Origin of the sequence: Pseudomonas sp. HT11 (assembly GCF_044875395.1) — a bacterium.
In the GTDB taxonomy this organism is placed as follows: domain Bacteria; phylum Pseudomonadota; class Gammaproteobacteria; order Pseudomonadales; family Pseudomonadaceae; genus Aquipseudomonas.
In genome coordinates this window covers 4,017,807-4,039,029 of the sequence record NZ_CP173217.1, presented here as the reverse complement: position 1 = coordinate 4,039,029, position 21,223 = coordinate 4,017,807, and the positions used below count along the sequence as shown (strand labels likewise).

The following is a 21,223-nucleotide window of genomic DNA, read 5'->3' as shown; positions in this document are numbered from 1 at the left end:
AGCTGACAAATGGGTGTCAGCAATACCGCCATCGCAGGCAAGCCAGCTCCCACAGTGGGTTCGGTGTCCTTACAGTTGGTTGAGTGGGATCTTCAGATAAACCACCCCATTCTCTTCGGCCGGCGGCATATGCCCCGCCCGCACATTCACCTGGATCGCCGGCAGCAACAACGTCGGCATGCCCAGCCCGGCATCACGCTGGGTGCGCATCGCTACAAACGCCGCCTCATCCACGCCGTCATGCACATGAATATTCCCCGCGCGCTGCTCGGCCACCGTAGTCAGGCATTTCGCCTGCCGCCCCTCAGGCGGGTAGTCATGACAGACGTACAACTGGGTTTCAGGTGCAAATGCCAAGAGCTTGCGCATCGACGCATACAACTGCCGCGCATCGCCACCCGGGAAGTCGCAGCGCGCCGTACCCACGTCCGGCATGAACAGCGTGTCACCCACCAGAATCAAGCGGTCGTCGATCAGGTAGGCCATGTCCGCCGGGGTATGCCCGGGTACATGCAGCGCCTGGGCCTTCAGGTTGCCGATATGAAAGACCTCATCCGGCGCAAACAAATGGTCGAACTGCGAGCCATCGACGCGAAATTCCGGCTCCAGGTTGAACAAGTTCTTGAACACATCCTGGACCTTGCTGATCGACTGACCAATGGCGATCTTGCCGCCCAGCGTGCGGCGCAGGTACGGCGCGGCAGACAGGTGATCGGCATGCGCATGGGTTTCCAGCAGCCATTGCACCTGCAGGCCGTGCTCACGCACAAACGCGATGACTTTGTCGGCCTGGGCCGTGTCGGTACGCCCGGAGGCCGGGTCGTAATTGAGCACCGAGTCGACGATGGCACATGGGCCGCCGTCCGTCTCATGGATGACGTAGGTGAAGGTCGACGATGCCTCGTCCAGAAAAGCGTGAATCAACGCTGGCATGGCGGCTGTCCCTGTTGAGGAAGAAAAAAGTCGTTACAATCAGTTTACGTTTACACATAATGTTTTGAGCTTAAGTGACGTGAAGGACCCGAAGCAAATGGAATCTACTCTGAGTGAGGGCGAAGTCGCCCAGTTGCGCGCATCGGCGTCCAAGGCCTGCTCCTTGCTCAAGGCGTTGGCCAACGAGGACCGTTTGTTGATCCTGTGCCAGTTGACCCAGGGCGAGCGCAACGTGGGTGAACTGGAAGCGCTGACCGGCGTGCGCCAGCCCACGCTGTCTCAACAGTTGGGCATCCTGCGTGACGAAGGGTTGGTCGCCACCCGTCGGGAAGGCAAATACATTTTCTACGGGCTGGCCAGCCATGAAGTGATTCAAGTGATGAAAACCCTGTCCGGGCTGTACTGCGGCGCGGTCATGAAAAGCTGGGCGTGACGCCATCCGGCAGCGACCCTTGTGTGCATGTAAAAGAAAGGCGATTGACCATGAATGACCAACACTGTGGCCCTACCATCAGTGGCGATATCGTAGTCATCGGCGGCGGTTCAGCGGGCATCGGCCTGCTGGCCAGCCTGCTCAAACGTGACCCGCACCTGAACATCACCCTGATCGAACCGAGCGAATATCACTGCTACCAGCCGGCCTGGACCCTGGTCGGCGGCGGCGCCTACGACGTCAAAAAGACCCGGCGCCCACTCGCCGACGTACTGCCCAATGGCGTCACCTGGGTGCAGGCCGCGGTCACCGAACTGCTGCCCGAGGCGCAGACCCTGGTGCTCGACAGCGGCCAGCGCGTCACCTGGAACAACCTGATCGTGTGCCCCGGCCTGCGCCTGGCCTGGGAAAAGGTCGAAGGCCTGCAAGACACCTTGGGCCAAAACGGCGTGACCTCCAATTACAGCTACGAGCACGCCGCCTACACCTGGCAACTGGTGCAACAGCTCAAGGGCGGCAAGGCGATCTTTACCCAGCCGGCCATGCCGATCAAATGCGCGGGGGCGCCGCAAAAGGCGATGTACCTGTCCTGCGATCACTGGCTTAAACAAGGCCACCTGAAAAACATCGACGTCGAATTCGATCTCGCGGGCGCCGCGCTGTTTGGCGTCGCGACCTTTGTGCCGCCGTTGATGAAATACGTCGAAAAATACCACGCGCGCCTGGCGTTCAACTCCAACCTGGTCAAGGTTGATGGTCCGGCACGCAAGGCCTGGTTCGAGGTAAAAGACGCGGCGGGCACGGTCACGGTTGAAGAGAAATCCTTCGACCTGCTGCACGTGGTCCCGCCGCAAGTCTCCCCGGACTTTATCCGCCAAAGCCCGCTGGCTGACGCTGCCGGCTGGTGCGAAGTGAACCCCCACAGCCTGCAACACCTGCGTTACCCGCACGTCTTTGGCCTGGGCGATGTGTGCGGCACCACCAATGCCAAGACCGCCGCCGCTGTGCGCAAGCAGATCGTGGTGGTCGCTGAAAACCTGCTGGCCCTGCGCAAACAGGCGCCGCTGCCGCTCAAGTACGACGGCTATGGTTCCTGCCCACTGACGGTGGAGAAGGGCAAGGTGGTGCTGGCCGAGTTCGGCTACGGCGGCAAGCTGCTGCCGACCTTCCCACTGGACCCGACCCGGGCGCGCCGTTCGATGTGGTTTCTCAAGGCCACGCTGCTGCCGTGGTTCTACTGGAACGGCATGCTCAAGGGCCGCGAGTGGCTGACCCGTCTGAGCAAGGTGGATTAAATGCTGCTGGCAAGCGTGTTGGGCGTGTTGATGGGCCTGGTCATGGGCCTCACGGGCGCGGGCGGCGGCATCCTTGGGGTGCCGGCGCTGGTATTGGGGTTGGGCTTGACGATGACCCAGGCGGCGCCGGTGTCATTGCTCGCGGTGGGCGCGGCGGCGGCGGTCGGCGCAATCGACGGCTTGCGCCATGGTCTGGTGCGTTACCGCGCGGCCTTATTGATCGCGTTGCTCGGCGCAGTGTTTTCGCCCCTGGGTGTATTTTTCGCCCATCAACTGCCGGAGCCCGTGCTGATGGGGCTGTTCAGCGCATTGATGGTGCTGGTCGCCTGGCGCATGTTGCAGCGCGAAAAGGTCGAGGCCGGGCCAAGTGACCATGGCGCCGCGTCGTGGGGCCAGAAGAACTGCATGCTTGATCAGCAGACCGGGCGCTTGGCCTGGACGGCCAAGTGCAGCGCCACGTTGGCCGCCCTCGGCGCGGTGACCGGTGCCGTGTCGGGTTTGCTTGGCGTGGGTGGCGGCTTTCTGATCGTGCCGGCGTTCAAGCAACTGACGGATGTGCAAATGCGCGGCATCGTCGCCACCTCGTTGATGGTGATCAGCCTGATCTCGCTGATTGGCGTCGCGGGTGCGTTTCATGCCGGGGTGAGCATCGAGCCTGTGGGCTGGGTGTTTATCGGCGCGAGCATCGTGGGCATGCTGATTGGGCGGCGCCTGTGTTCGGTGATCAAGGCGCGCACCCTGCAAGTCGGCTTTGCCAGCCTGTGTGTGGTAGTGGCCGCCGGCATGCTGCTCAAGGCCGCGCTCTGACCTGAAGTTGAAACCGTCCAGAGACGCCACAATCCTGCGTGGCGAGCGGGCTTGCCCCGCGTTGGGCTGCGCAGCAGCCCCAGAAAGTCACCCCAGTTCTCAAAAAAATCGCGTCGTCAGCATCAAGGGCCGCTTCGCGCCCCTACGCGGGGCAAGCCCGCTCGCCACGACAAGCCTGCTTCCCACCGTTTTGAGCGTGCCCGTTCAAGCGTTCAATTGCTGCCCTGACATGGCAAGATGCACGTCTCTCAGGTTTACTACTCCCTGAGTAATGGATTCACCGACCTTGCACGTCGGCTTATCAAGGCCACCGAATGGACAAATACACCCCCCACGCCTGGCAGCCCCACGAGCGCCCGAGCCTGCCCGGCTCGCCGTCGACGCCGCTGCACTCCACGCCCAAGCGTTGGCTGTTTGCAATGGTCGGCGTGCTGGTGGCAATCACTGGTGGGCTGGGCAACGCGCTGGTGATCGCCAACCTGCAATACCTGCAAGGCGCCTTGGGCGCGACCACCGCGGAGATGGCCTGGCTGCCCGCCGCCTATGTGATGACCAACGTGTGCATGAACCTGCTGCTGGTGAAGTTTCGCCAGCAGTTCGGCCTGCGCGCGTTTACCGAGGTGTTTCTGGTGCTATATGCGCTGGTCACCTTCGGCCACTTGTTCGTCAACGACCTCAGCTCCGCCATCGCGGTGCGGGCGGCTCACGGTATGGTGGGCGCGGCGCTGAGTTCGCTGGGTTTGTACTACATGATCCAGGCGTTCCCTGCCAAGTGGCGCATGAAAGCCCTGGTGCTCGGCCTGGGCACCGCGCAGCTGGCACTGCCGCTGGCACGGTTGTTCTCTGAAGACCTGCTGCAAATTGCCGAGTGGCGCGGGCTGTACCTGTTCGAACTGGGCATGGCGCTGATCTGCCTGGGTTGCGTCTTCCTGCTCAAACTGCCGCCGGGCGATCGCTTCAAGACCTTTGAAAAACTCGACTTCCTCACCTTCGGCATCCTCGCCACCGGCGTGGCGCTGCTGTGCGCGGTGCTGTCGCTGGGGCGTATCGACTGGTGGCTGGAAGCCCCGTGGATCGGCGTGGCGTCGGCCTGTTCCCTGGTGCTGATCATGGCCGGCCTGGCCATCGAGCATAACCGCACCAATCCGTTGCTGATGACCCGTTGGCTCGGCAGTGGGGTGATGATTCGCCTGGCCCTGGCCGTGGTATTGATTCGCATGGTGTTGTCGGAGCAATCCACTGGCGCCGTGGGCTTCATGCAAATGTTGAACATGAGCTACCAGCAGATGCACACGCTGTACGTGGTGATGCTGGCCGGGGCGATTGCCGGGCTGGTGGTCAGTGCGCTGACGATCAACCCGGCGCACCTGTTGATGCCCCTGATCATCTCCCTGGCGCTGATGGCCACCGGCTCGGTGATGGACAGCTTCTCAAGCAACCTGACCCGTCCACAGAACCTGTATATCAGCCAGTTCCTGCTAGGCTTTGGCGGCACCTTCTTTCTGGGGCCGACCATGGTACTGGGCACGCGCAACGTGCTGACCAACCCGCGCAACCTGGTGAGTTTTTCGGTGATGTTCGGCATCTGCCAGAACCTTGGCGGCCTGATAGGCGCAGCGTTGCTGGGCACTTTCCAGATCGTGCGCGAGAAGTATCACTCCAGCATGATCGTCGAACACCTGACCTTACTGGACCCGCGTGTGGCTGCGCGGGTGCAGAGCGGCGGTTCGGCGTATGGCGGTGTCATCGCCGACCCGCAATTGCGCAACCTGATGGGCATTCGCAGCCTGGCCACGGCGGCCACGCGTGAGGCGAATGTGATGGCCTACAACGATGTGTTCATGTTGATTGCGATCATCGCGATTCTCACCATGCTCTGGATCTTCATCCGCAGTCTGTGGCTGATGAGCACCACCAAGGCAGCAGCCCCTCCCGTTCAACCCAGCGGCGTTACTTCATGACCGAAACAACCACGACCACCACCAACGCCATCGCCTCCACCCCGGAAGGCACCGCTCCACCGGGAGCAACCGCAACTGAGCCACGCTCACTGCGGGTGCGCATCATCTCATCGTTGGGCTTTGCCGCGATTGCCATCGTCGGCGTGCTGATCGTGCTGTATGCCTGGCAATTGCCGCCCTTCAGCAGCGCCGTAGAGAGCACTGAAAACGCACTGGTGCGCGGCCAGGTGACGATTATCGGCCCGCAACTGAGCGGCTATGTGTATGAAGTGCCGGTGCAGGACTTCCAGTTCGTCAAGGCCGGCGACCTGCTGGTGCGCCTGGATGATCGCATTTACAAGCAGCGCCTCGACCAGGCGCTGGCGCAACTGGCGGTGCAGAAAGCCTCGTTGGCCAACGTGGTGCAGCAACGCAACAGCGCCGAAGCCACCATCAAGCTGCGCCAGGCCGCGCTGGTCGACAGCCAGGCCCAGGCGCGTAAAAGCACCGCTGACTTGCGCCGTAACGAAGAGCTGATCAGCGATGGCTCGGTGTCCAAGCGTGAACTGGACGTGACGCGCGCCGCCAATGCCCAGACCATCGCCGCCGTGGCCCAGGCCCAGGCCAGCCTGGAAATCGCCCGGCAGGACCTGCAAACCGTGATCGTCAACCGCGGTTCACTGGAAGCCGCCGTGGCCAGCGCCGACGCCGCAGTGGAGCTGGCGCGCATCGACCTGTCCAACACCCGCATCCTCGCGCCGCGTGACGGCCAGCTCGGGCAGATCGGCGTGCGCCTGGGCGCCTTCGTCAACTCCGGTGCGCAGTTGATGGCATTGGTGCCGCCCCAGCTGTGGGTGATCGCCAACATGAAAGAAACCCAAATGGACAATGTGCAGGTGGGCCAGCCGGTAACCTTCACGGTGGACGCGCTGAACCACCGCAAATTTCATGGCACGGTGCAGCACATTTCCCCGGCGACCGGCTCGGAATTCAGCCTGTTGCAGGCGGACAACGCCACCGGCAACTTTGTGAAGATCGCCCAGCGCGTGCCGGTGCGGATCACCGTTGACCCGGGTCAGGCCGAGAGCGAGCGCCTGCGGCCGGGGTTATCGGTGGTGGTGAGTATCGACACGGCGGGGCGCCTGAAAAACACCCCGCCCTGACACAGCACAGGTCACCCTGTGGACGCGGGCGCGCTCGCAAAAGCGCAGTGCCAGAAAAGCGCGCGGTTACCGACCCACCGTTTTCGCGAGCAAGCCCGCGTCCCCATGGGCACTGTATGTGAGGGTGAAATCGAGTTGGGTCGACTGGCCTTGCTCCAATAACCTCAGCCCCGGCCTGCCGGGCAGGTGATGCGCATTCACCGGATGGCTCACCGGCTCAATGCAAAAGAATGCCAACCCCGGCGGGCAATACAGCAGGAAGTAATCCGCCCCGGTCGCCCGGCATTCCAGGGTATAGCCCAAGGCCGGCTGCTCGATCCGGCAATGCCCGTCCCACTGGCAGAACCCATTGTCCACCAGGCCTTCGGGCAGGGTGTTCAATGCGCTGAAATCCCAGTCCTGCGGCACCGGCGCCAATCCTGTGGGCAGCTTTGAGGCATCGCTCATCCACACCTGCCCAGCCTTGGCCTGCAACCGCGTGCCCGGCGTGCGCGGCAAGTAAGGGTGCAACCCCAAGCCATGCCACGCCGCCTGTTCGGCCAGATGCGTCACGCGCAACCCAATGCTCAGCTCACCGTCGCGCAAGGCAAAGCGCTGTTCGGCGCGATAAGCGAATGGTGTGTCGCACCGCAGCGCCAGCACCACTTCATCCGCCGCCTGACTGACCACGTGCCACGCCTGTTGCCAGGCCGAGCCGTGAATCGGCAACGGATCGGTCAGGCTGTTGGCTGTCAGCGCCAGCCAGCCGTCGGGGTTATCGAAACCGCCTTGGGCGATCCGGTTGGACCAGGGCGCCAACGGGTAGCACCCCAACTTGCCGGGTAAACCGGTATTTATCGCGTGCTCGTCACTGTGTCGCAACAACGGCTGCCCGGTGGCGCGCACCGTCCAATTTACGATGCTGCCACCCAGGGCCGGGGCCAGGGTGAGGTGGGTGAGTGGGTCGCTGAGCTCGATCAAGTCTGAGGGCATGGGGTGTCTCGCCGCATGAATGAACCAACACAGAGGTGATTTGTGGACGCTGGCAAGCCTGCGCCCACAGTTGAACCTCGGCCTCGGAGAAAGGGTTACAGCACCAGGCCCGGCAGCCACAGCGACAGCGCCGGGATGTAGGTGACGGCCATCAGCACCAGAAACAGCACGCCATAAAACGGCAGCAGGGCCTTCACGGTTTTCTCGATACTGACCTTGCCCACCGCCGCGCCGACAAACAGCACCGCGCCCACTGGCGGGGTAATCAGGCCGATGCCCAGGTTCACCAGCATGATCATGCCGAAGTGCACCGGGTCGACGCCGATGCCGAGAATCACCGGCAGCAGGATGGGCGTGAGGATGAGGATCAGCGGCGCCATGTCCATCACGGTGCCGAGCAACAGCAGCATCATGTTGATGCACATCAGGATCACGTAGCGGTTGTCCGACAGGGTCAGGAACATCGTGGTGATCTTCGCCGGGATCTGCATCAGGGTCATGATGTAGCCGAAGCTGGCGGCGAAGGCGATCAGGATCATCACGATGGAGATGGTGCGCACCGTGCGGTGCATCAGCTTGGGCAGCTCGCGCCATTTGTAGTCGCGGTAAATGAACATGGTCACGAAGAACGCCCACAGCACGGCAATCGCGGCGGACTCGGTGGCGGTGAAAATGCCCGAGAGGATGCCGCCAAGAATGATCACCATCGCCATCAGGCCCCACAGCGCGTCGGCGCAGATTTTCAGCGCCTGCTTCAGCGGGATGACTTCACCTTTGGGGTAGTCGCGTTTCTTCGCGAAGATCAGGCACAGCACCATCAGGCACGCGCTCATCAGCAGGCCCGGGACCACGCCGGCCATGAACAGCGAAGCGATCGACACCGTGCCGCCGGCTGCCAGGGAATAGAGCACCGAATTGTGGCTGGGCGGGGTCAGCAGCGCCTGCACCGAGCCGCTGATGGTCACCGCCGTGGCGAACTCCCTGGGGTAGCCGCGCCGTTCCATTTCCGGAATCAGCACCGAGCCGACCGAGGCGGTGTCTGCCACTGACGAGCCGGAAATGGCGCCGAAAAACGTCGAGGCCATAATGTTGACCAACGACAGGCCGCCGCGCACAAAGCCCACCAGCACGCCGGCAAACGCCACCAGCCGGCGCGACATGCCGCCTTCGGCCATGATCGCCCCGGCGAGCACGAAGAACGGAATCGCCATCAGCGAAAACTTGTTCACTCCGCCTGCCACCTGAATCATCAAGGCCTGGAACGGAATGTCGATCCACCACGCGCCGATCAGCGCCGACAGCCCCAGGGCATAAGCGACCGGCATGCCGATCAGGATCAACGCGATAAAGCTGCCCAACAGAATCAATGCGTCCATGTCAGGCAGCCCCTTCGCTTTCTTCAACCAGGTCAAAGCGCACCACGCGCCGGTGGCTCTGGTCGCCGAGCAGGAGTTTCTCCAGCACAAACACCAGGGTCAGCAAGCCGCCAATCGGGATCGGCATATAGGTGATGCCCACGCGCAGGGTAGGGATGGCGCTCATGAACTGGTTCCAGGTGGACAGGCACAGCTTGCTGCCCCAAATCGTCATGAACAGGCAAATGGTCGCCATCAACAGTTGCGAGAGGATGCCGACGAGTTGGCGTTGGCGCGGTGGCAGGCGGTCGGTGATCATGGCCACCGACATATGCGCCCCGGCGCGGTAGCTGGCGGCGGCGCCGATAAAGGTAAACACCAGCATCAGCAGGATGGCGCTGGGCTCTGGCCAGCTTGCGCCTGTGCCGAGAATGTAGCGGGCGAAAATGCCCCAGGGGATGATCAGCGCGACGCCTAATACCGAGAGGCCGGCGACCCAGATGCAGGTCATGTAGAGGCGGTCGTTGAAGCGCAGCAGTCGATTCTTCATGGCGTTCACCGTAACCGGGCACGTCAGTGCGGACCGCGCCGGGCCTAGCTAAGAGGAGGAGGGGGCTTACTCGACGGCGTCGATGCGCTCGATGATGTCGGCGTAAGCTGCGCCGTACTTCGCGCGAACGGGCGCGGTGGCCTCATAGAAGGGTTTTTTGTCGACAGTGATGAACTCGACGCCGGCGGCCTTGAGCTTGGTTTCGCTGCTGGCGGACTTGGCGTCCCACAGCACGCGCTCATCGGCCTGGGCAACCTTGGCGGCGTTTTTCACCATGTCCTGTTGCGCGGGGGTGAGTTTGTTCCAGGTGATTTTCGACATCACGATGGGTTCGGGCAGGATCAGGTGTTCGGTGAGGGTGTAGAACTTGGCGTTCTGGAAGTGGTTGTGCTCCAGCAGGGTTGGCGGGTTGTTTTCCGCGCCGTCAATCACGCCGGTCTGCAATGCGCTGAAGATCTCGCCGGTGTCCATGGCAATGCCGTTGGCGCCCATTTCATTGAAAGCGTCGATAAACAGCGGGTTGCCTTGCACGCGAATCTTCATGCCCTTGAGGTCTGCGATCGAACGTACCGGTTTCTTGGTGTAGATATTGCGCGTGCCGCCGTCCATCCAGGCCAAGGCTACCAGGCCGAATTCGGAGTCGGTGATCTTGGCGAGGATCTCGTCGCCGATCGGGCCATCGATGACCTTGCGCATGTGCGCCTGGTCGCGGAACACGAACGGCAGGTTGAACACGTTCACGTCCGGCACCACCGGGCCGACGATGCCGAGGCTGACCCGGGTCATCTGGATTGCGCCGACCTGGGCCTGTTCGACGACTTCTTTTTCAGAGCCCAGAACACCGCCTGGGAAGTACTTGAAGGTCAGTTCGCCGTTGCTTTGCTGGGTCAGGGCTTTGCCCATGTTCTCTTCAGCGACGACGGTGGGGTAGCCGGCGGGATGGATGTCGGCGAACTTGATTTCCAGCGCGTGGGCGGCGCTGCTGAGGGCAACGAGTGTGGCGGCGAGCAAGGTGCGTTTGAAGTCCATGGAATGTCACTCCTGTGTTGTTATTTTTGTATTCAAGGCACAGCAATGCAGCTAGAGGGTGAAGCGCGGTTCGGGCAGTCCTTGGACGCCGGGGTTGAGGGCGAATACGCCGCCGGACAGCGACTGTTCACTCTGGTCATCACGGATCGAGGTGACAAACAAGGTGTCCAGGCGGCTGCCGCCAAAGGCGCACATGGTGGGTTTTTTCACCGGCACGGTGAGGGAACGGTCCAGGCGACCGTCGGGGGTAAAGCGATGAATCAGCCCCGCGTCGTTGGCGCAGATCCAGTAGCAGCCGTCGGCGTCGACGGCCGCGCCGTCGGGGCGACCGAGAAACTGCTGCATGTCGACAAACACGCGACGATTGGAGGGCGTGCCGGTCTCGGTGTCGTAATCGAAGGCCCAGATCTGCTGCACCAGCGGGTGTGAGTCCGAGGCATACATTGTGCGGCCGTCCGGGCTGAATGCCAGGCCGTTGAGGGTGATAAAGCCGTCCAACTGGGCATGCGGCGCGGCACCGCAGGCGTAGCGGTAGAGTGTGCCCTGGGGCGCATTCAGGCCCATGTTCAACACCATGCTGCCGGCCCAGAAGCGACCCTGGCGGTCACAGCGGCCGTCGTTGAGGCGCATGTCGGGGCGCGGGTGCTCGACGCTCGCCAGCGCGGTGGTGTCCAGGCTACCGTCATTGTGTGGCGTGAGTTGGAAAAACCCGGTTTCCATGCCGGCGACCCAGTTGCCCGCCGTGGTGCGCGCAATGCAGGCGAGCATCTGCGGGGCTTTCCAGGCGGCACTGTGGCCGCTGGCAGCGCTCCAGCGTTGCAGGCCGCCGTTGGGGATGTCCACCCAGTACAGCGCGTTTTCCTCAGGCACCCACACCGGGCATTCGCCCACGGCATTGCGGGCGTCAACAATCAGTTCAGCAGTCATGGCAACTCAATCCCTTGGGTGTGCAGTCAGTCACCGAACGGCCCCGCCGCGCAGAAGGCGCCGCCCTGATAGACCTTGGCCGGGTCATCGGCGGCGACCGGTGGCTGGGTTTCGACTTGCGCGCGGAACACTTCGGAGCTGTCCTTGGGGGTGAAACCCAAGTGTGCGGCGTAGCGGTTGTCCCACCAGGTATCGAGGTTATCCGACATGCCGTAGACCACCGTGTGACCGACGTTCGGCGTGTACAGCGCGCGTTCGAGCAACTGAGTGAGGTCGTCGAAGCTCAGCCAGGTGTGCATCATCCGGCGGTTTTGCGGTTCGGGGAACGAGGAGCCGATGCGGATGCTCACGGTCTCGATGCCGTAGCGGTCGAAGTAGAAACTCGCCATGTCTTCGCCATAGGACTTGGACAAACCGTAGTAACTGTCCGGGCGGCGAGGCGAGCGGGCGTCGAGGGTTTCGCCTTGCTTGTAGAAGCCGATCACGTGGTTGGAGCTGGCGAAGATCACACGCTTCACACCGTGGCGGCGAGCGGCTTCGTAGATGTGGAACACGCCGCTGATATTGGCGCCGAGGACTTCTTCGAACGAGCGCTCCACTGAAACGCCCCCGAAGTGCAGGATGGCGTCGACGCCTTCCACAAGGTGGTGCACGGCTTGTTTATCGGCAAGGTCGCAGGGTTGTACTTCTTCGGATGCATCGGCCGCCGGCGCCATGTTGGCGATGTCCGACAGGCGCAGGACTTGGGCGTAAGGGCGCAGGCGTTCGCGCAAGACTTTGCCCAGGCCGCCGGCAGCACCGGTGAGCAACAGGCGGTTGAATGGAACAGGCGTGGTGGTAGAGGTGGTCATGAGGGTTCCATTGTTGTTGTAGGTTGTCGTATGACTTGCCGAAAGTATCGTTAGGTCGTCCCTGGCTTGTCAACGCCCTTGCTGACGAGTGCGATCAAACATGGGAGCTGGCTTGCCTGCGATAGCAGTCTGTCAGTTGACAGATGTTTTGCTGATACACCGCTATCGCAGGCAAGCCAGCTCCCACATTCATCGCCTTACAGCAGCGAAATCGGATAGCTGATAAAAATCCGATTCTCATCAAATTCATTGTTGCTGAAGTCCCGACGCAGGGTCGAGTTCCTCCACCGCACGTTCAAGTCCCTCAGCGCGCCGCTCTGCACGGTGTAGGCCAGTTCCGATTCGCGCCCCCATTCCTTGCCGTCGGTGATCGCCCCGGTGTGCACATTACTGCCGCTGATATAGCGGTTCATCATGGTCAGCCCCGGAATGCCGAGCACCACAAAGTTGAAGTCATGGCGCACCTGCCAGGATTTTTCCTTGGCGTTATCGTAGCTGGCGTTGTAACTGTCGTTGGCGAGCGTGCCGCCGCTGGTGCCGTTGACCCGCATCCACAGGCTGTCACCGGTGAGCTTTTGCAGGCCGACATAAAACGTGTTGCCGTTGTAGCGCGCCGAGAGCAGGGCGGACACGGTCTTGTTGTCGAGGTCGCCGGCCAGGGCGCTGCCGTCTTCCTTGCCGGTGAAATAACCGAGGTTGGCGCCCAGGGTCCAGTTGCCTACCGGCTGGCTGTGGGTCAGGTTGAAATACTGCTGCTGGTAGATATCCGTCAGCTCGGCATACCAGACGCCCACCTGGGTGCGCTTGTCGTTGAAGCTGTACTCGCCGCCGCCAAAGTTGAAACGGTCGGAGGTGAACGCGGCTTTACCGTTCATGAACATGTCTTCCATGCTTGCGTCATTACGGGGGCTGTTACCGCGAAACTGCCCGCCGTAGAGCGTCAAGCCGGCAATTTCATTGGACGTGACCTGACCGCCGCGAAAGGTCTGGGGCAGCGAGCGGCCGTCGTCCGAGCGCAGGATCGGCAGCACCGGCATCCATTCGCCGACTTTCAGTTCGGTCTTCGACAGTTTGGTTTTCAGGGCCACGCCCAGACGGCCGAAATTGTCAGCCGGCCGGCCGTCGCTGTGGATCGGCAGCAACTGAGTGCCCCCTGTGCCTTTGCCGCCATCGAGCTTTTGCGAATACAGGCCCAGCACGTCGAGCCCAAAGCCCACGGTGCCCTGGGTGAATCCGGATTTGGCATCGAGGATGAAGTTTTGCGTCCATTCCTCGGCCTTGGCTTGCGGGTAAGTGGGGTTGGTGAAGTTGCGGTTGAAGTAGGCGTTGCGCAGGTTCAGCGAGGCTTTGGCGTCTTCGAGAAAACCATCGGCATGTGCGCTGAGGGGCAGGGTGAACGCCAGGCTGCCGAGACCGATAAGGCCGATACGTGAGGAGGAATTGCGGGCGAATTGACTCACAGAGAAGCTCCATTTTTCTTTTGTTGTTTTTATTATTTGTTATACGTCGTCGTACAACATTTGGCGGGATATTTACGGGGTTTTTGTGGGGTGTCAAGCGGAAGTTGTACGATGACGTCGCGTGTGCCGATCAAAAGCGGGCACGGTCAATGTGGGCGCTGGCTTGCCTTCGATGCAAACGCCTCGGTGTATCAGGTACACCGAGTGGATGCCATCGCAGCCAAGCCAGCTCCCACAGGGATTGCATTTCAAAAGCGATGTTCAGTTGGCCATGACCATCGGCGGCAGTGTGCCCAGCAGCGAAACGGCGGCTACAGCTGAAACACCCAGTAACCATTCCAACATGACGCTGGCCTTCAAACTGCCTTGGCGTTCTTCGCAGCGTTCAATGCGCAACCTGTTCAGCAACGCCAGCGCCAACATGCCCAGCACCAGCAACACTTTGATCAACAGAATCAGCGCGAACCCGTTGAACAGCGGCGTGGGCCACAGTTGCCCGGTCAGTACGCGCACGTTGATCAAGCCCGTCACCAGCAACCCGGCGACCAGGCCGTAACCCACGCCGCTGAAGCGTTTGAGAATCGGCTCCAGCGCATAGCCCTGCGGCTGCCTGAAGATCAGCACCAGCACGAGCAGCCCACCGAGCCAGGCGCCGACGCACACCAGGTGCACCACCTGGTTGAGGATCAGCAATTGCCCGCTCAAGCCATTAAGCATGGCGCCATGGCCCACAGGTGCCAGCGTTGCCAACAGCAGCGCAGTCAATGGCAGGCGCAGGGCCGGCCAGGGTTTGATCAGCGCGATCACCAGTAGCAGGTTCAGCAACAGATGCCAGACCCACACCTGGCCGAAAAAGGTTTTGCCCAGCACCAACTGCACGGTGGCCGGTTGCAAGGCCGCGTCCCAGCTGCCGGCCATGCTGGCGGTGATCAGCAGCAGCCAGGCCACGCCAGAGCCCAGCCCCAGCCAGGCCAGCGCGCGGGTGATGCGCAGCAGTTGCCGGTCCAGCGCCGGCTGCGGTTCAGCGCCCAATAGCCAGGGCCTGAACGCACAGGCCCCGAACATCAACAGCACGACGATGAAATGCAGGAAGCGGCACAGCACCAGCAGGGTCGCCATGGGTTATTGGCCGACCTTGAAGCTGTAACTGCCTTCACTCTTGTGGGTGTCCACGGACACGGCGTGCCATTCCACTTTGTAGGTACCGGCGGCCAGCGGTGCCGCCGGCGTGACCACCAGGACTTTCTTGTCGGCGTCCGGGGTTTCCAGGCCTTTGATCGCGACTTCGGTGCCGTCCTTGCTCAGGGACACTTTGGTGAACGTCGCTTCGACGCCTTCGGTGAAGGTCAGGTGCAGGTCAGCGGGCGCGGCGACGGAGCTGTCAGCCGCCGGTGTCGAACTTTTGAGGTGGGCATGGGCAAAGGCCGCCGAGGCGCCCAGCAAGGAGGCGAGCAGGGCGACGGTGGTCAGGGTTTTCTTGATCAACATTGTTCAATACCTTCAGGTTTAGAGAGTCGGTAAGGCCATGTGCAGCAAGGGAAAGGGTTTGCCTTCGCCATCCAGCGGCGAGCGCGCGACCTGGATAAAACCATAGTGCAGGTAGAAGCCCACGGCCTGCGGGTTTTGTTCGTTTACATCCACCGTCAGCGTGTCGTGGCGCGCGCGGGCGTGGTCGAGCAATTGGCGGCCGATGCCCTGGCCACGGCGATCGGGGTCGATAAACAGCATTTCTACATTGTGCCCGCCGGTGCCGATAAAACCGGCGATGCCGTTCTGGTCTTCATAGACCCAAACGTCGAGGGCCGGCATCGGCAGGTAAGTGTCGCGTACCAGCGGCAGCAAACGCTGGATGTCATCCTCGGGGAGGAAGTCATGGGTGGCCCGCACCGAGCGTTCCCAAAGTGCTCCCAGCACAGGGTCGTCGGCGGCCACGCGAGGTCGGATAGTCATGGCAATGATCCTTCATGGGGATCGCGATCCTAACCAATCCGTTTTGCAGGGGAAAGGTTCGCGTAAGAAGTTTCATTATGCCTTGTCGCCGCGATCTAGAGCCGATGGTAGTCTTGAGGCCATGTTGTTGTCGGGGAGCCCTTATGGGCAATCACAAGATCGGAATTCGGCGGGTCAACGTCGAAAAAATCCTGCTGGCGGCGGAGAAAATCTTCGCTGAAAAAGGCTACGGCAGCACCGCCATGGCTGACATCGCTGAAGAAGTGCAACTGCCACGCTCCAACCTGCATTACTACTTCACCACCAAAAGCGAACTGTACAGCGCGGTGCTGTTCGACCTGCTGGAGGTGTGGAAGCAGGATGCCTTGAGCTTTGAAACCTTCGATGACCCGCGGGTGGTGCTCAGCAGCTACATCCGCGCCAAGATGCAGCGCTCGCGTACGCGGCCGTATGGCTCGAAAGTCTGGGCCAACGAAATTATCCACGGCGCGCCGACGCTCGGTGAGGCGCTGGACGAAAGCCTGTACGACTGGGCCAAGATGAAAGAAGCGAAAATTCGCCAGTGGGTGGAGGACAAACGCATCCTGCCGGTGGAGCCGTCGAGCCTGCTGTACATGATCTGGGCATCGACCCAGCACTATGCCGACTTTGATCACCAGGTGAAGATTCTGAATGATCACCAGCCGTTGTCGGACATGCAGTTCGAAAAGGCGATTCAGACGGTGACCGCGGTGATTTTGCGCGGCATTGGGTTGGAGCCTTAAGCCTTGTGTGAAGGCTGAAGGCCCTATCGCAGGCAAGCCAGCTCCCACACTTGAATGTGTTCACCGATCAAATGTGGGAGCTGGCTTGCCTGCGATAGCGGTCTACAGGACTACACAGCCTCCCGATACGGATTACGTGGGTCCTGCGTCCAATTCAAAAACGGCTTGCCCGTGTCCATCGGCACCATCTCGATGCAATCGGCCACCGGGCAGGTGATCTGGCACAGATTGCAGCCCACGCACTCATCATCGATCACCTCGTATTTATGCGTGCCATCCACTTGCTTCAAGCTCGCGATAGCCTGGTGCGACGTGTCCTCACAGGCAATGTGGCAACGCCCACAGCCAATGCAGGCCTCCTGGTCAATCTTGGCAATCACCTGATAATTGATATCCAGGTACTTCCAATCGGTGGTATTACCCACCGCGCGCCCGGAAAATTCCTGCAGGCTTTTGTAGCCTTGGCTGTCCATCCACCGCGACAGCCCGTCCTTCATCTCTTCCACAATCCGAAACCCATGCAACATGGCCGCCGTGCACACCTGCACCGCGCCGCAACCCAGCGCGACGAATTCCGCCGCGTCGCGCCAGTTGCCGATGCCGCCAATCCCGCAGATCGGCAGGCCTTGGGTCTGCGGGTCGCGGGCGATTTCCGCGACCATGTTCAACGCGATCGGCTTGACGGCCGAGCCGCAATACCCGCCATGGGTACTTTGGGTGCCGACCACCGGCAGGGCGACCATGCGCTCAAGGTCGACACTGGTGATGGAGTTGATGGTGTTGATCAGCGACACCGCGTCCGCACCGCCGCGATACGCCGCACGCGCCGCCACGCGGATGTCGGTGATATTTGGCGTGAGCTTGACGATCACCGGCAGCGAGCAATACGTCTTGCACCAGCGCGTCACCTGTTCCACGTACTCCGGCACCTGGCCGACCGCTGCGCCCATGCCCCGTTCGGGCATGCCGTGGGGGCAACCGAAGTTCAGCTCGATGCCGTCGCAGCCGGTGGCTTCCACCAGCGGCAGGATGTTTTTCCAGGATTCTTCAACACAGGGCACCATCAGCGACACAATCAGCGCGCGGTCCGGCCAGTCCTTTTTCACCTGGGTGATTTCGCGCAGGTTGATCTCCAGCGAGCGGTCGGTGATCAACTCGATATTGTTGATGCCCAATACTTCACGGTTGGCGCCGTAGTGCGCGGAATAGCGTGAGGACACGTTGACCGCCGCCGGGTCTTCACCGAGGGTTTTCCAGACCACGCCGCCCCAGCCGGCTTCAAAGGCGCGGACCACGTTGTAGGCCTTGTCGGTGGGCGGTGCGGAGGCCAGCCAGAACGGGTTGGGGGCTTTGATACCGGCGAACACAATCGAGAGATCGGCCATTACGCAGCCTCCACATTCAGCATGAGTTGGGCGTGCATGGCTTCAGCCGCCAGCTTGCCGTGTTGTACCGCCTGCACGGTGAGGTCCTGGCCCAGGCTGACGCAATCGCCGCCGGCGTACACCCCGGGAATGCTGGTGCGCAGGTGTTCGTCAACAAAGATGCGTTCGCCCACGCGGTGCAGTTGCTGGGCCAGCGGATCGTGCAATGCCTCATTGTCGAAGCCCTGACCGATGGCTTTGAAAATCGCATCGGCTGCCAGTTCGAAGGTCTCGCCGGTAGGGTGCAGGCGGCCGTTGTCCATGCGTGTGCGAGCGAAGCGCATGCCGCGCACGTGGCCTTGATCATCCAGCAACACTTCTTCGGGTTGGGCCCAGGTCAGCAGGCGCACCTGATTGGCCTTGGCGATGTCCTGCTCATGGTGGGTGGCGCCCATGTCCGCCAAGCCACGGCGGTACACCAGGTTCACATCGCGGGCGCCGAGGCGGGCCATTTGCACGGCCATGTCGATGGCGGTGTTGCCCGCGCCAAGCACGATGCAGCGGTCGGCCAGCGGCAGTTGGCTAAGGTCATCGGCCTGGCGCAGTTCGCGGATGTAGTCGGTGGCGGCAAGCAGGCCCGGAGCGTCCTCGTGTGGCAGGCCGAGCTGTTTGCTGGCGGCGAGGCCGAGGCCAAGAAACACGGAGTCGAATTGCTGGTGCAGTTCGCTCAAGGTCAGGTTGTCACCCAGGCGCTGGCCGTGGCGGATTTCGATGCCGCCAATCTCGAGCAGGAAATCCAGCTCCTTCTGGGCAAAGTCATCCACCAGTTTGTACTTGGCGATCCCGTATTCATTCAGGCCACCGGCCTTTTCCCGCGCTTCGAAAATCACCACATCATGGCCGTGCAGGGCGGCGCGATGGGCACAGGCCAACCCCGCAGGCCCGGCGCCGACCACGGCGATGCGCTTGCCGGTCGGGGCGGCGCGCTGGAAGGGGTGTTCGCTGAAGTGCGCGTTGTCGATGGCGTAGCGTTGCAATAGCCCGATCAGCACCGGCGCGCATTCTTCGGCGTTGTTACGCACGCAGGCTTGCTGGCACAGAATTTCGGTGGGGCAAACCCGTGCGCAGCTGCCGCCGAGGATGTTGGCCGAAAGAATCTTCTGCGCGGCGCCCTGGACGTTTTCAGTGTGGATATTGCGGATGAACGACGGGATGTCGATCTCGCTGGGGCATGCATTTACGCACGGCGCGTCGTAGCAATACAGGCAGCGCGAGGCTTCAAGTGCAGCCTGGCGGGCATTGAGGGGCGGCGCCAGGTCGGTGAAATGGCTGGCGAGTGTCGGCCCATCTTCATGGGGATGGGGGAGGTGGGTCAGGGTCTGGATCACGGTTTTGGCCTCACGGTTTTTTGCCTCTGGCGGGCATTGATTTTTTTGTCGCTTGGACTGGCCTCATCGCAGGCAAGCCAGCTCCCACAGTTGGGTTGTGTGAACCCGATCAAATGTGGGAGCGGGCTTGCCCGCGATTGGCAGTATCAGCGTTTCACAGCTACAGGCCTGGAATGCTCCGCCCGCTTGCTCAACTGCTCAAACACCGACGGATACGCCGGGCGTTCTACATACCGCCCGGCGCCGCGTTCGGCGCGCAGGTCGCCGTCGGTCCAGACCAGCTTGCCCTGGCTGATGGTGTGGCTCGGCACGCCGCGTACGGTCTTGCCTTCGAAGATGTTGAAATCGACTTTCTGATGGTGGGTCTTGGCCGAAATCGTCCGTGTGCCCTCGGGGTCCCACAGCACCAAGTCAGCATCGGCACCCACGCGAATCGCACCTTTGCGTGGGTAAAGATTGAAGATCTTCGCGGTGTTGGTGGAGGTCAGCGCAACAAACTCCTGCATCGACAGACGCCCGGTGTTGACGCCTTCGTGCCACAGCAACGCCATGCGGTCTTCGATACCGGCAGTGCCGTTGGGGATTTTGCTGAAATCGTCACGGCCGGCGGCTTTTTGCTCGGCGCAGAAGCAGCAATGGTCGGTGGCGGTGGTGTGCAGGTTGCCCGATTGCAGGCCGTGCCACAGCGCCTCTTGATGCCCGCGCGGGCGGAAGGGCGGGCTCATCACGTAGCCGGCGGCGGTTTGCCAGTCAGGGTGTTGGTAAACGCTGTCGTCGAGCAGCAGGTGGCCGGCGAGCACTTCGCCGTACACCGCCTGGCCCTTGCCACGGGCGTAGGTGATTTCATCCAGCGCCTCCTTGGTCGATACGTGCACCAGGTACAGCGGCGTGCCGATGGTTTCGGCGATACGAATCGCACGGCTGGCGGCCTCGCCTTCGACCTGGGACGGGCGCGACAGCGGGTGCGCTTCCGGCCCGGTGATGCCCTGGGCCATCAGCTTGCGTTGCAGGTGATACACCAGCTCACCGTTTTCTGCGTGCACCGTCGGCACTGCGCCGAGTTCCAGGCAGCGCTCAAAGCTGGCGACCAGGGTGTCATCGGCCGCCATGATCGCATTCTTGTAGGCCATGAAATGCTTGAAGCTGTTGATGCCGTGGTGGCTGACCAGCTCGGCCATTTCCTCGCGCACCTGCTCGCTCCACCAAGTGATCGCCACGTGAAAGCCGTAGTCGCAGGCAGACTTTTGCGCCCAGCCGCGCCACTGGTGGAAAGCTTCCATCAAGGATTGCTGCGGGTTGGGAATCACAAAGTCGATGATCGAGGTGGTGCCGCCCGCCAGACCTGCCGCGGTGCCACTGAAAAAGTCTTCACTGGCCACGGTGCCCATGAAGGGCAATTGCATGTGCGTATGCGGATCGATGCCGCCGGGCATCAAGTATTGGCCACTGCCATCGAGTATTTCAGTGCCGGCGGGAGTATCCAGATCCGTGCCAATAGCGCGAATTAGACCGCCTGCGCAAAACACATCGGCGCGGTAACTTTCATCATGGGTAATAACGGTGGCGCCACGGATCAACAGCGACATGTCGAGTTCCTCACAGGCTTGACCGGCTTGTGCCAGTTCTAAGTGTTGTAATGCTGCTTGCCGATGATCAATTAAATCCTGTCATCGGTGACAGGAATAGAAACTAGCCCGAGTTTTTCGAATGAGCAAGAAGATTTTTTATAAGCTTATATCGCGTTTAACTAATTGATTTATAAAGATAAAAATATAAATTCACCAAAATGTGGCGGCCGTTCACCATTTTGACGCACTTGACAGGTTCTTAATGTGAGCAAAATTTCTTATTGCAAATCAGACGCTTGAGACATGCCCCTTGACGGCAGTAGGAAATAAAAATAATTGTGTTGCACCAGATTGAGTCCTGACAGTTCGGCAACTTCGCATTATTTAGCCTGAGTGATGCGGCAAGTTCCGAAGGCGCAATCGGAAAGGTGATTAACATCAGCATGTTATATAAGCGGTGCGGGTTCACGGTGG

At 61.4% G+C, this 21,223-nt stretch carries 20 protein-coding genes; 6 read left to right on the top strand and 14 right to left on the bottom strand.

Features of this window, described 5'->3' with window-relative positions:
* Nucleotides 1–69: 69 nt before the first annotated feature.
* On the bottom strand, nt 70–933 hold the full coding sequence (locus tag ABWL43_RS18615) for an MBL fold metallo-hydrolase (protein WP_404483523.1): 864 nt from the start codon (nt 931–933) through the stop codon (nt 70–72).
* A 97-nt stretch (nt 934–1,030) separates the two neighbouring features.
* Between ABWL43_RS18615 and ABWL43_RS18610 the strand changes: the two genes are divergently transcribed.
* The 5 genes from ABWL43_RS18610 (at nt 1,031) to ABWL43_RS18590 (ending at nt 6,571) form a co-directional block, all read left to right on the top strand.
* Nucleotides 1,031–1,366, top strand: coding sequence for a helix-turn-helix transcriptional regulator (locus ABWL43_RS18610; protein ID WP_016974127.1), 336 nt, complete (start codon nt 1,031–1,033; stop codon nt 1,364–1,366).
* Between the two features lie 50 nt (nt 1,367–1,416).
* Nucleotides 1,417–2,661, top strand: a complete 1,245-nt coding sequence (locus ABWL43_RS18605; RefSeq protein ID WP_404483521.1) for an FAD-dependent oxidoreductase — start codon at nt 1,417–1,419, stop codon at nt 2,659–2,661.
* Nucleotides 2,662–3,468 (top strand): sulfite exporter TauE/SafE family protein, encoded by an 807-nt coding sequence (locus tag ABWL43_RS18600; RefSeq protein WP_404483519.1) that lies wholly within the window; start codon nt 2,662–2,664, stop codon nt 3,466–3,468.
* 314 nt (nt 3,469–3,782) lie between these two features.
* Nucleotides 3,783–5,429, top strand: a complete 1,647-nt coding sequence (locus ABWL43_RS18595) for an MFS transporter (RefSeq protein WP_404483517.1) — start codon at nt 3,783–3,785, stop codon at nt 5,427–5,429.
* Entirely contained in the window at nt 5,426–6,571 is a 1,146-nt protein-coding gene (locus tag ABWL43_RS18590; RefSeq protein ID WP_242199297.1) for an HlyD family secretion protein, read from the top strand. The genes ABWL43_RS18595 and ABWL43_RS18590 overlap by 4 nt, the downstream gene beginning before the upstream one ends.
* Nucleotides 6,572–6,637: 66 nt before the next feature.
* Here the strand turns inward: ABWL43_RS18590 and ABWL43_RS18585 are convergent, their stop codons facing one another.
* The 10 genes from ABWL43_RS18585 to ABWL43_RS18540 form a co-directional block, all read right to left on the bottom strand.
* Nucleotides 6,638–7,543 (bottom strand): aldose 1-epimerase, encoded by a 906-nt coding sequence (locus ABWL43_RS18585; RefSeq protein ID WP_404483515.1) that lies wholly within the window; start codon nt 7,541–7,543, stop codon nt 6,638–6,640.
* A gap of 95 nt (nt 7,544–7,638) precedes the next feature.
* Complete coding sequence (locus tag ABWL43_RS18580; protein WP_145163744.1) at nt 7,639–8,919, bottom strand: TRAP transporter large permease; 1,281 nt, start codon at nt 8,917–8,919, stop codon at nt 7,639–7,641.
* Between the two features lies 1 nt (nt 8,920).
* The gene (locus tag ABWL43_RS18575; RefSeq protein ID WP_262206073.1) at nt 8,921–9,448 is read right to left on the bottom strand and encodes a TRAP transporter small permease; all 528 of its coding nucleotides are present in this window, start codon (nt 9,446–9,448) and stop codon (nt 8,921–8,923) included.
* Nucleotides 9,449–9,514: 66 nt separating this feature from the next.
* Nucleotides 9,515–10,477 carry a TRAP transporter substrate-binding protein gene (locus ABWL43_RS18570; RefSeq protein ID WP_242199301.1) on the bottom strand — a complete coding sequence of 321 codons (963 nt, stop codon included), beginning with the start codon at nt 10,475–10,477 and terminating at the stop codon, nt 9,515–9,517.
* Between the two features lie 51 nt (nt 10,478–10,528).
* Nucleotides 10,529–11,404 carry an SMP-30/gluconolactonase/LRE family protein gene (locus ABWL43_RS18565; protein WP_145163750.1) on the bottom strand — a complete coding sequence of 292 codons (876 nt, stop codon included), beginning with the start codon at nt 11,402–11,404 and terminating at the stop codon, nt 10,529–10,531.
* A 26-nt stretch (nt 11,405–11,430) separates the two neighbouring features.
* Nucleotides 11,431–12,255 (bottom strand): NAD(P)-dependent oxidoreductase, encoded by an 825-nt coding sequence (locus ABWL43_RS18560; protein ID WP_145163752.1) that lies wholly within the window; start codon nt 12,253–12,255, stop codon nt 11,431–11,433.
* Nucleotides 12,256–12,452: 197 nt separating this feature from the next.
* Complete coding sequence (locus tag ABWL43_RS18555; protein ID WP_404483512.1) at nt 12,453–13,715, bottom strand: OprD family porin; 1,263 nt, start codon at nt 13,713–13,715, stop codon at nt 12,453–12,455.
* A 261-nt stretch (nt 13,716–13,976) separates the two neighbouring features.
* Complete coding sequence (copD, locus tag ABWL43_RS18550) at nt 13,977–14,834, bottom strand: copper homeostasis membrane protein CopD (RefSeq protein ID WP_404483510.1); 858 nt, start codon at nt 14,832–14,834, stop codon at nt 13,977–13,979.
* 3 nt (nt 14,835–14,837) lie between these two features.
* Nucleotides 14,838–15,203, bottom strand: a complete 366-nt coding sequence (copC, locus tag ABWL43_RS18545) for a copper homeostasis periplasmic binding protein CopC (protein WP_404483508.1) — start codon at nt 15,201–15,203, stop codon at nt 14,838–14,840.
* Between the two features lie 18 nt (nt 15,204–15,221).
* Nucleotides 15,222–15,665 (bottom strand): GNAT family N-acetyltransferase, encoded by a 444-nt coding sequence (locus tag ABWL43_RS18540; RefSeq protein WP_404483506.1) that lies wholly within the window; start codon nt 15,663–15,665, stop codon nt 15,222–15,224.
* Nucleotides 15,666–15,808: 143 nt separating this feature from the next.
* On the opposite strand from ABWL43_RS18540, the gene ABWL43_RS18535 reads away from it, so the two are divergent.
* Nucleotides 15,809–16,429 carry a TetR/AcrR family transcriptional regulator gene (locus ABWL43_RS18535; RefSeq protein ID WP_145163765.1) on the top strand — a complete coding sequence of 207 codons (621 nt, stop codon included), beginning with the start codon at nt 15,809–15,811 and terminating at the stop codon, nt 16,427–16,429.
* A gap of 110 nt (nt 16,430–16,539) precedes the next feature.
* On the opposite strand, the gene preA is transcribed toward ABWL43_RS18535, so the two are convergent.
* The 3 genes from preA to hydA form a co-directional block, all read right to left on the bottom strand.
* A complete protein-coding gene (gene preA / locus ABWL43_RS18530) occupies nt 16,540–17,814 on the bottom strand; it encodes an NAD-dependent dihydropyrimidine dehydrogenase subunit PreA (RefSeq protein WP_145163767.1) in 1,275 nt (424 codons plus the stop codon).
* Nucleotides 17,814–19,181 carry an NAD(P)-dependent oxidoreductase gene (locus ABWL43_RS18525; RefSeq protein ID WP_242199307.1) on the bottom strand — a complete coding sequence of 456 codons (1,368 nt, stop codon included), beginning with the start codon at nt 19,179–19,181 and terminating at the stop codon, nt 17,814–17,816. Before ABWL43_RS18525 ends, preA begins: the two co-directional genes overlap by 1 nt.
* 146 nt (nt 19,182–19,327) lie before the next feature.
* Complete coding sequence (hydA, locus tag ABWL43_RS18520) at nt 19,328–20,767, bottom strand: dihydropyrimidinase (RefSeq protein WP_404483504.1); 1,440 nt, start codon at nt 20,765–20,767, stop codon at nt 19,328–19,330.
* Between the last annotated feature and the right edge of the window lie 456 nt (nt 20,768–21,223).

What these genes read in the sequence shown, in the direction of transcription:
- ABWL43_RS18615 (WP_404483523.1), bottom strand. Translation starts at nt 933, where the DNA reads ATGCCAGCGTTGATTCACGCTTTTCTGGACGAGGCATCGTCGACCTTC.
- ABWL43_RS18610 (WP_016974127.1), top strand. Translation starts at nt 1,031, where the DNA reads ATGGAATCTACTCTGAGTGAGGGCGAAGTCGCCCAGTTGCGCGCATCG.
- ABWL43_RS18605 (WP_404483521.1), top strand. Translation starts at nt 1,417, where the DNA reads ATGAATGACCAACACTGTGGCCCTACCATCAGTGGCGATATCGTAGTC.
- ABWL43_RS18600 (WP_404483519.1), top strand. Translation starts at nt 2,662, where the DNA reads ATGCTGCTGGCAAGCGTGTTGGGCGTGTTGATGGGCCTGGTCATGGGC.
- ABWL43_RS18595 (WP_404483517.1), top strand. Translation starts at nt 3,783, where the DNA reads ATGGACAAATACACCCCCCACGCCTGGCAGCCCCACGAGCGCCCGAGC.
- ABWL43_RS18590 (WP_242199297.1), top strand. Translation starts at nt 5,426, where the DNA reads ATGACCGAAACAACCACGACCACCACCAACGCCATCGCCTCCACCCCG.
- ABWL43_RS18585 (WP_404483515.1), bottom strand. Translation starts at nt 7,543, where the DNA reads ATGCCCTCAGACTTGATCGAGCTCAGCGACCCACTCACCCACCTCACC.
- ABWL43_RS18580 (WP_145163744.1), bottom strand. Translation starts at nt 8,919, where the DNA reads ATGGACGCATTGATTCTGTTGGGCAGCTTTATCGCGTTGATCCTGATC.
- ABWL43_RS18575 (WP_262206073.1), bottom strand. Translation starts at nt 9,448, where the DNA reads ATGAAGAATCGACTGCTGCGCTTCAACGACCGCCTCTACATGACCTGC.
- ABWL43_RS18570 (WP_242199301.1), bottom strand. Translation starts at nt 10,477, where the DNA reads ATGGACTTCAAACGCACCTTGCTCGCCGCCACACTCGTTGCCCTCAGC.
- ABWL43_RS18565 (WP_145163750.1), bottom strand. Translation starts at nt 11,404, where the DNA reads ATGACTGCTGAACTGATTGTTGACGCCCGCAATGCCGTGGGCGAATGC.
- ABWL43_RS18560 (WP_145163752.1), bottom strand. Translation starts at nt 12,255, where the DNA reads ATGACCACCTCTACCACCACGCCTGTTCCATTCAACCGCCTGTTGCTC.
- copD (WP_404483510.1), bottom strand. Translation starts at nt 14,834, where the DNA reads ATGGCGACCCTGCTGGTGCTGTGCCGCTTCCTGCATTTCATCGTCGTG.
- copC (WP_404483508.1), bottom strand. Translation starts at nt 15,203, where the DNA reads ATGTTGATCAAGAAAACCCTGACCACCGTCGCCCTGCTCGCCTCCTTG.
- ABWL43_RS18540 (WP_404483506.1), bottom strand. Translation starts at nt 15,665, where the DNA reads ATGACTATCCGACCTCGCGTGGCCGCCGACGACCCTGTGCTGGGAGCA.
- ABWL43_RS18535 (WP_145163765.1), top strand. Translation starts at nt 15,809, where the DNA reads ATGGGCAATCACAAGATCGGAATTCGGCGGGTCAACGTCGAAAAAATC.
- preA (WP_145163767.1), bottom strand. Translation starts at nt 17,814, where the DNA reads ATGGCCGATCTCTCGATTGTGTTCGCCGGTATCAAAGCCCCCAACCCG.
- hydA (WP_404483504.1), bottom strand. Translation starts at nt 20,767, where the DNA reads ATGTCGCTGTTGATCCGTGGCGCCACCGTTATTACCCATGATGAAAGT.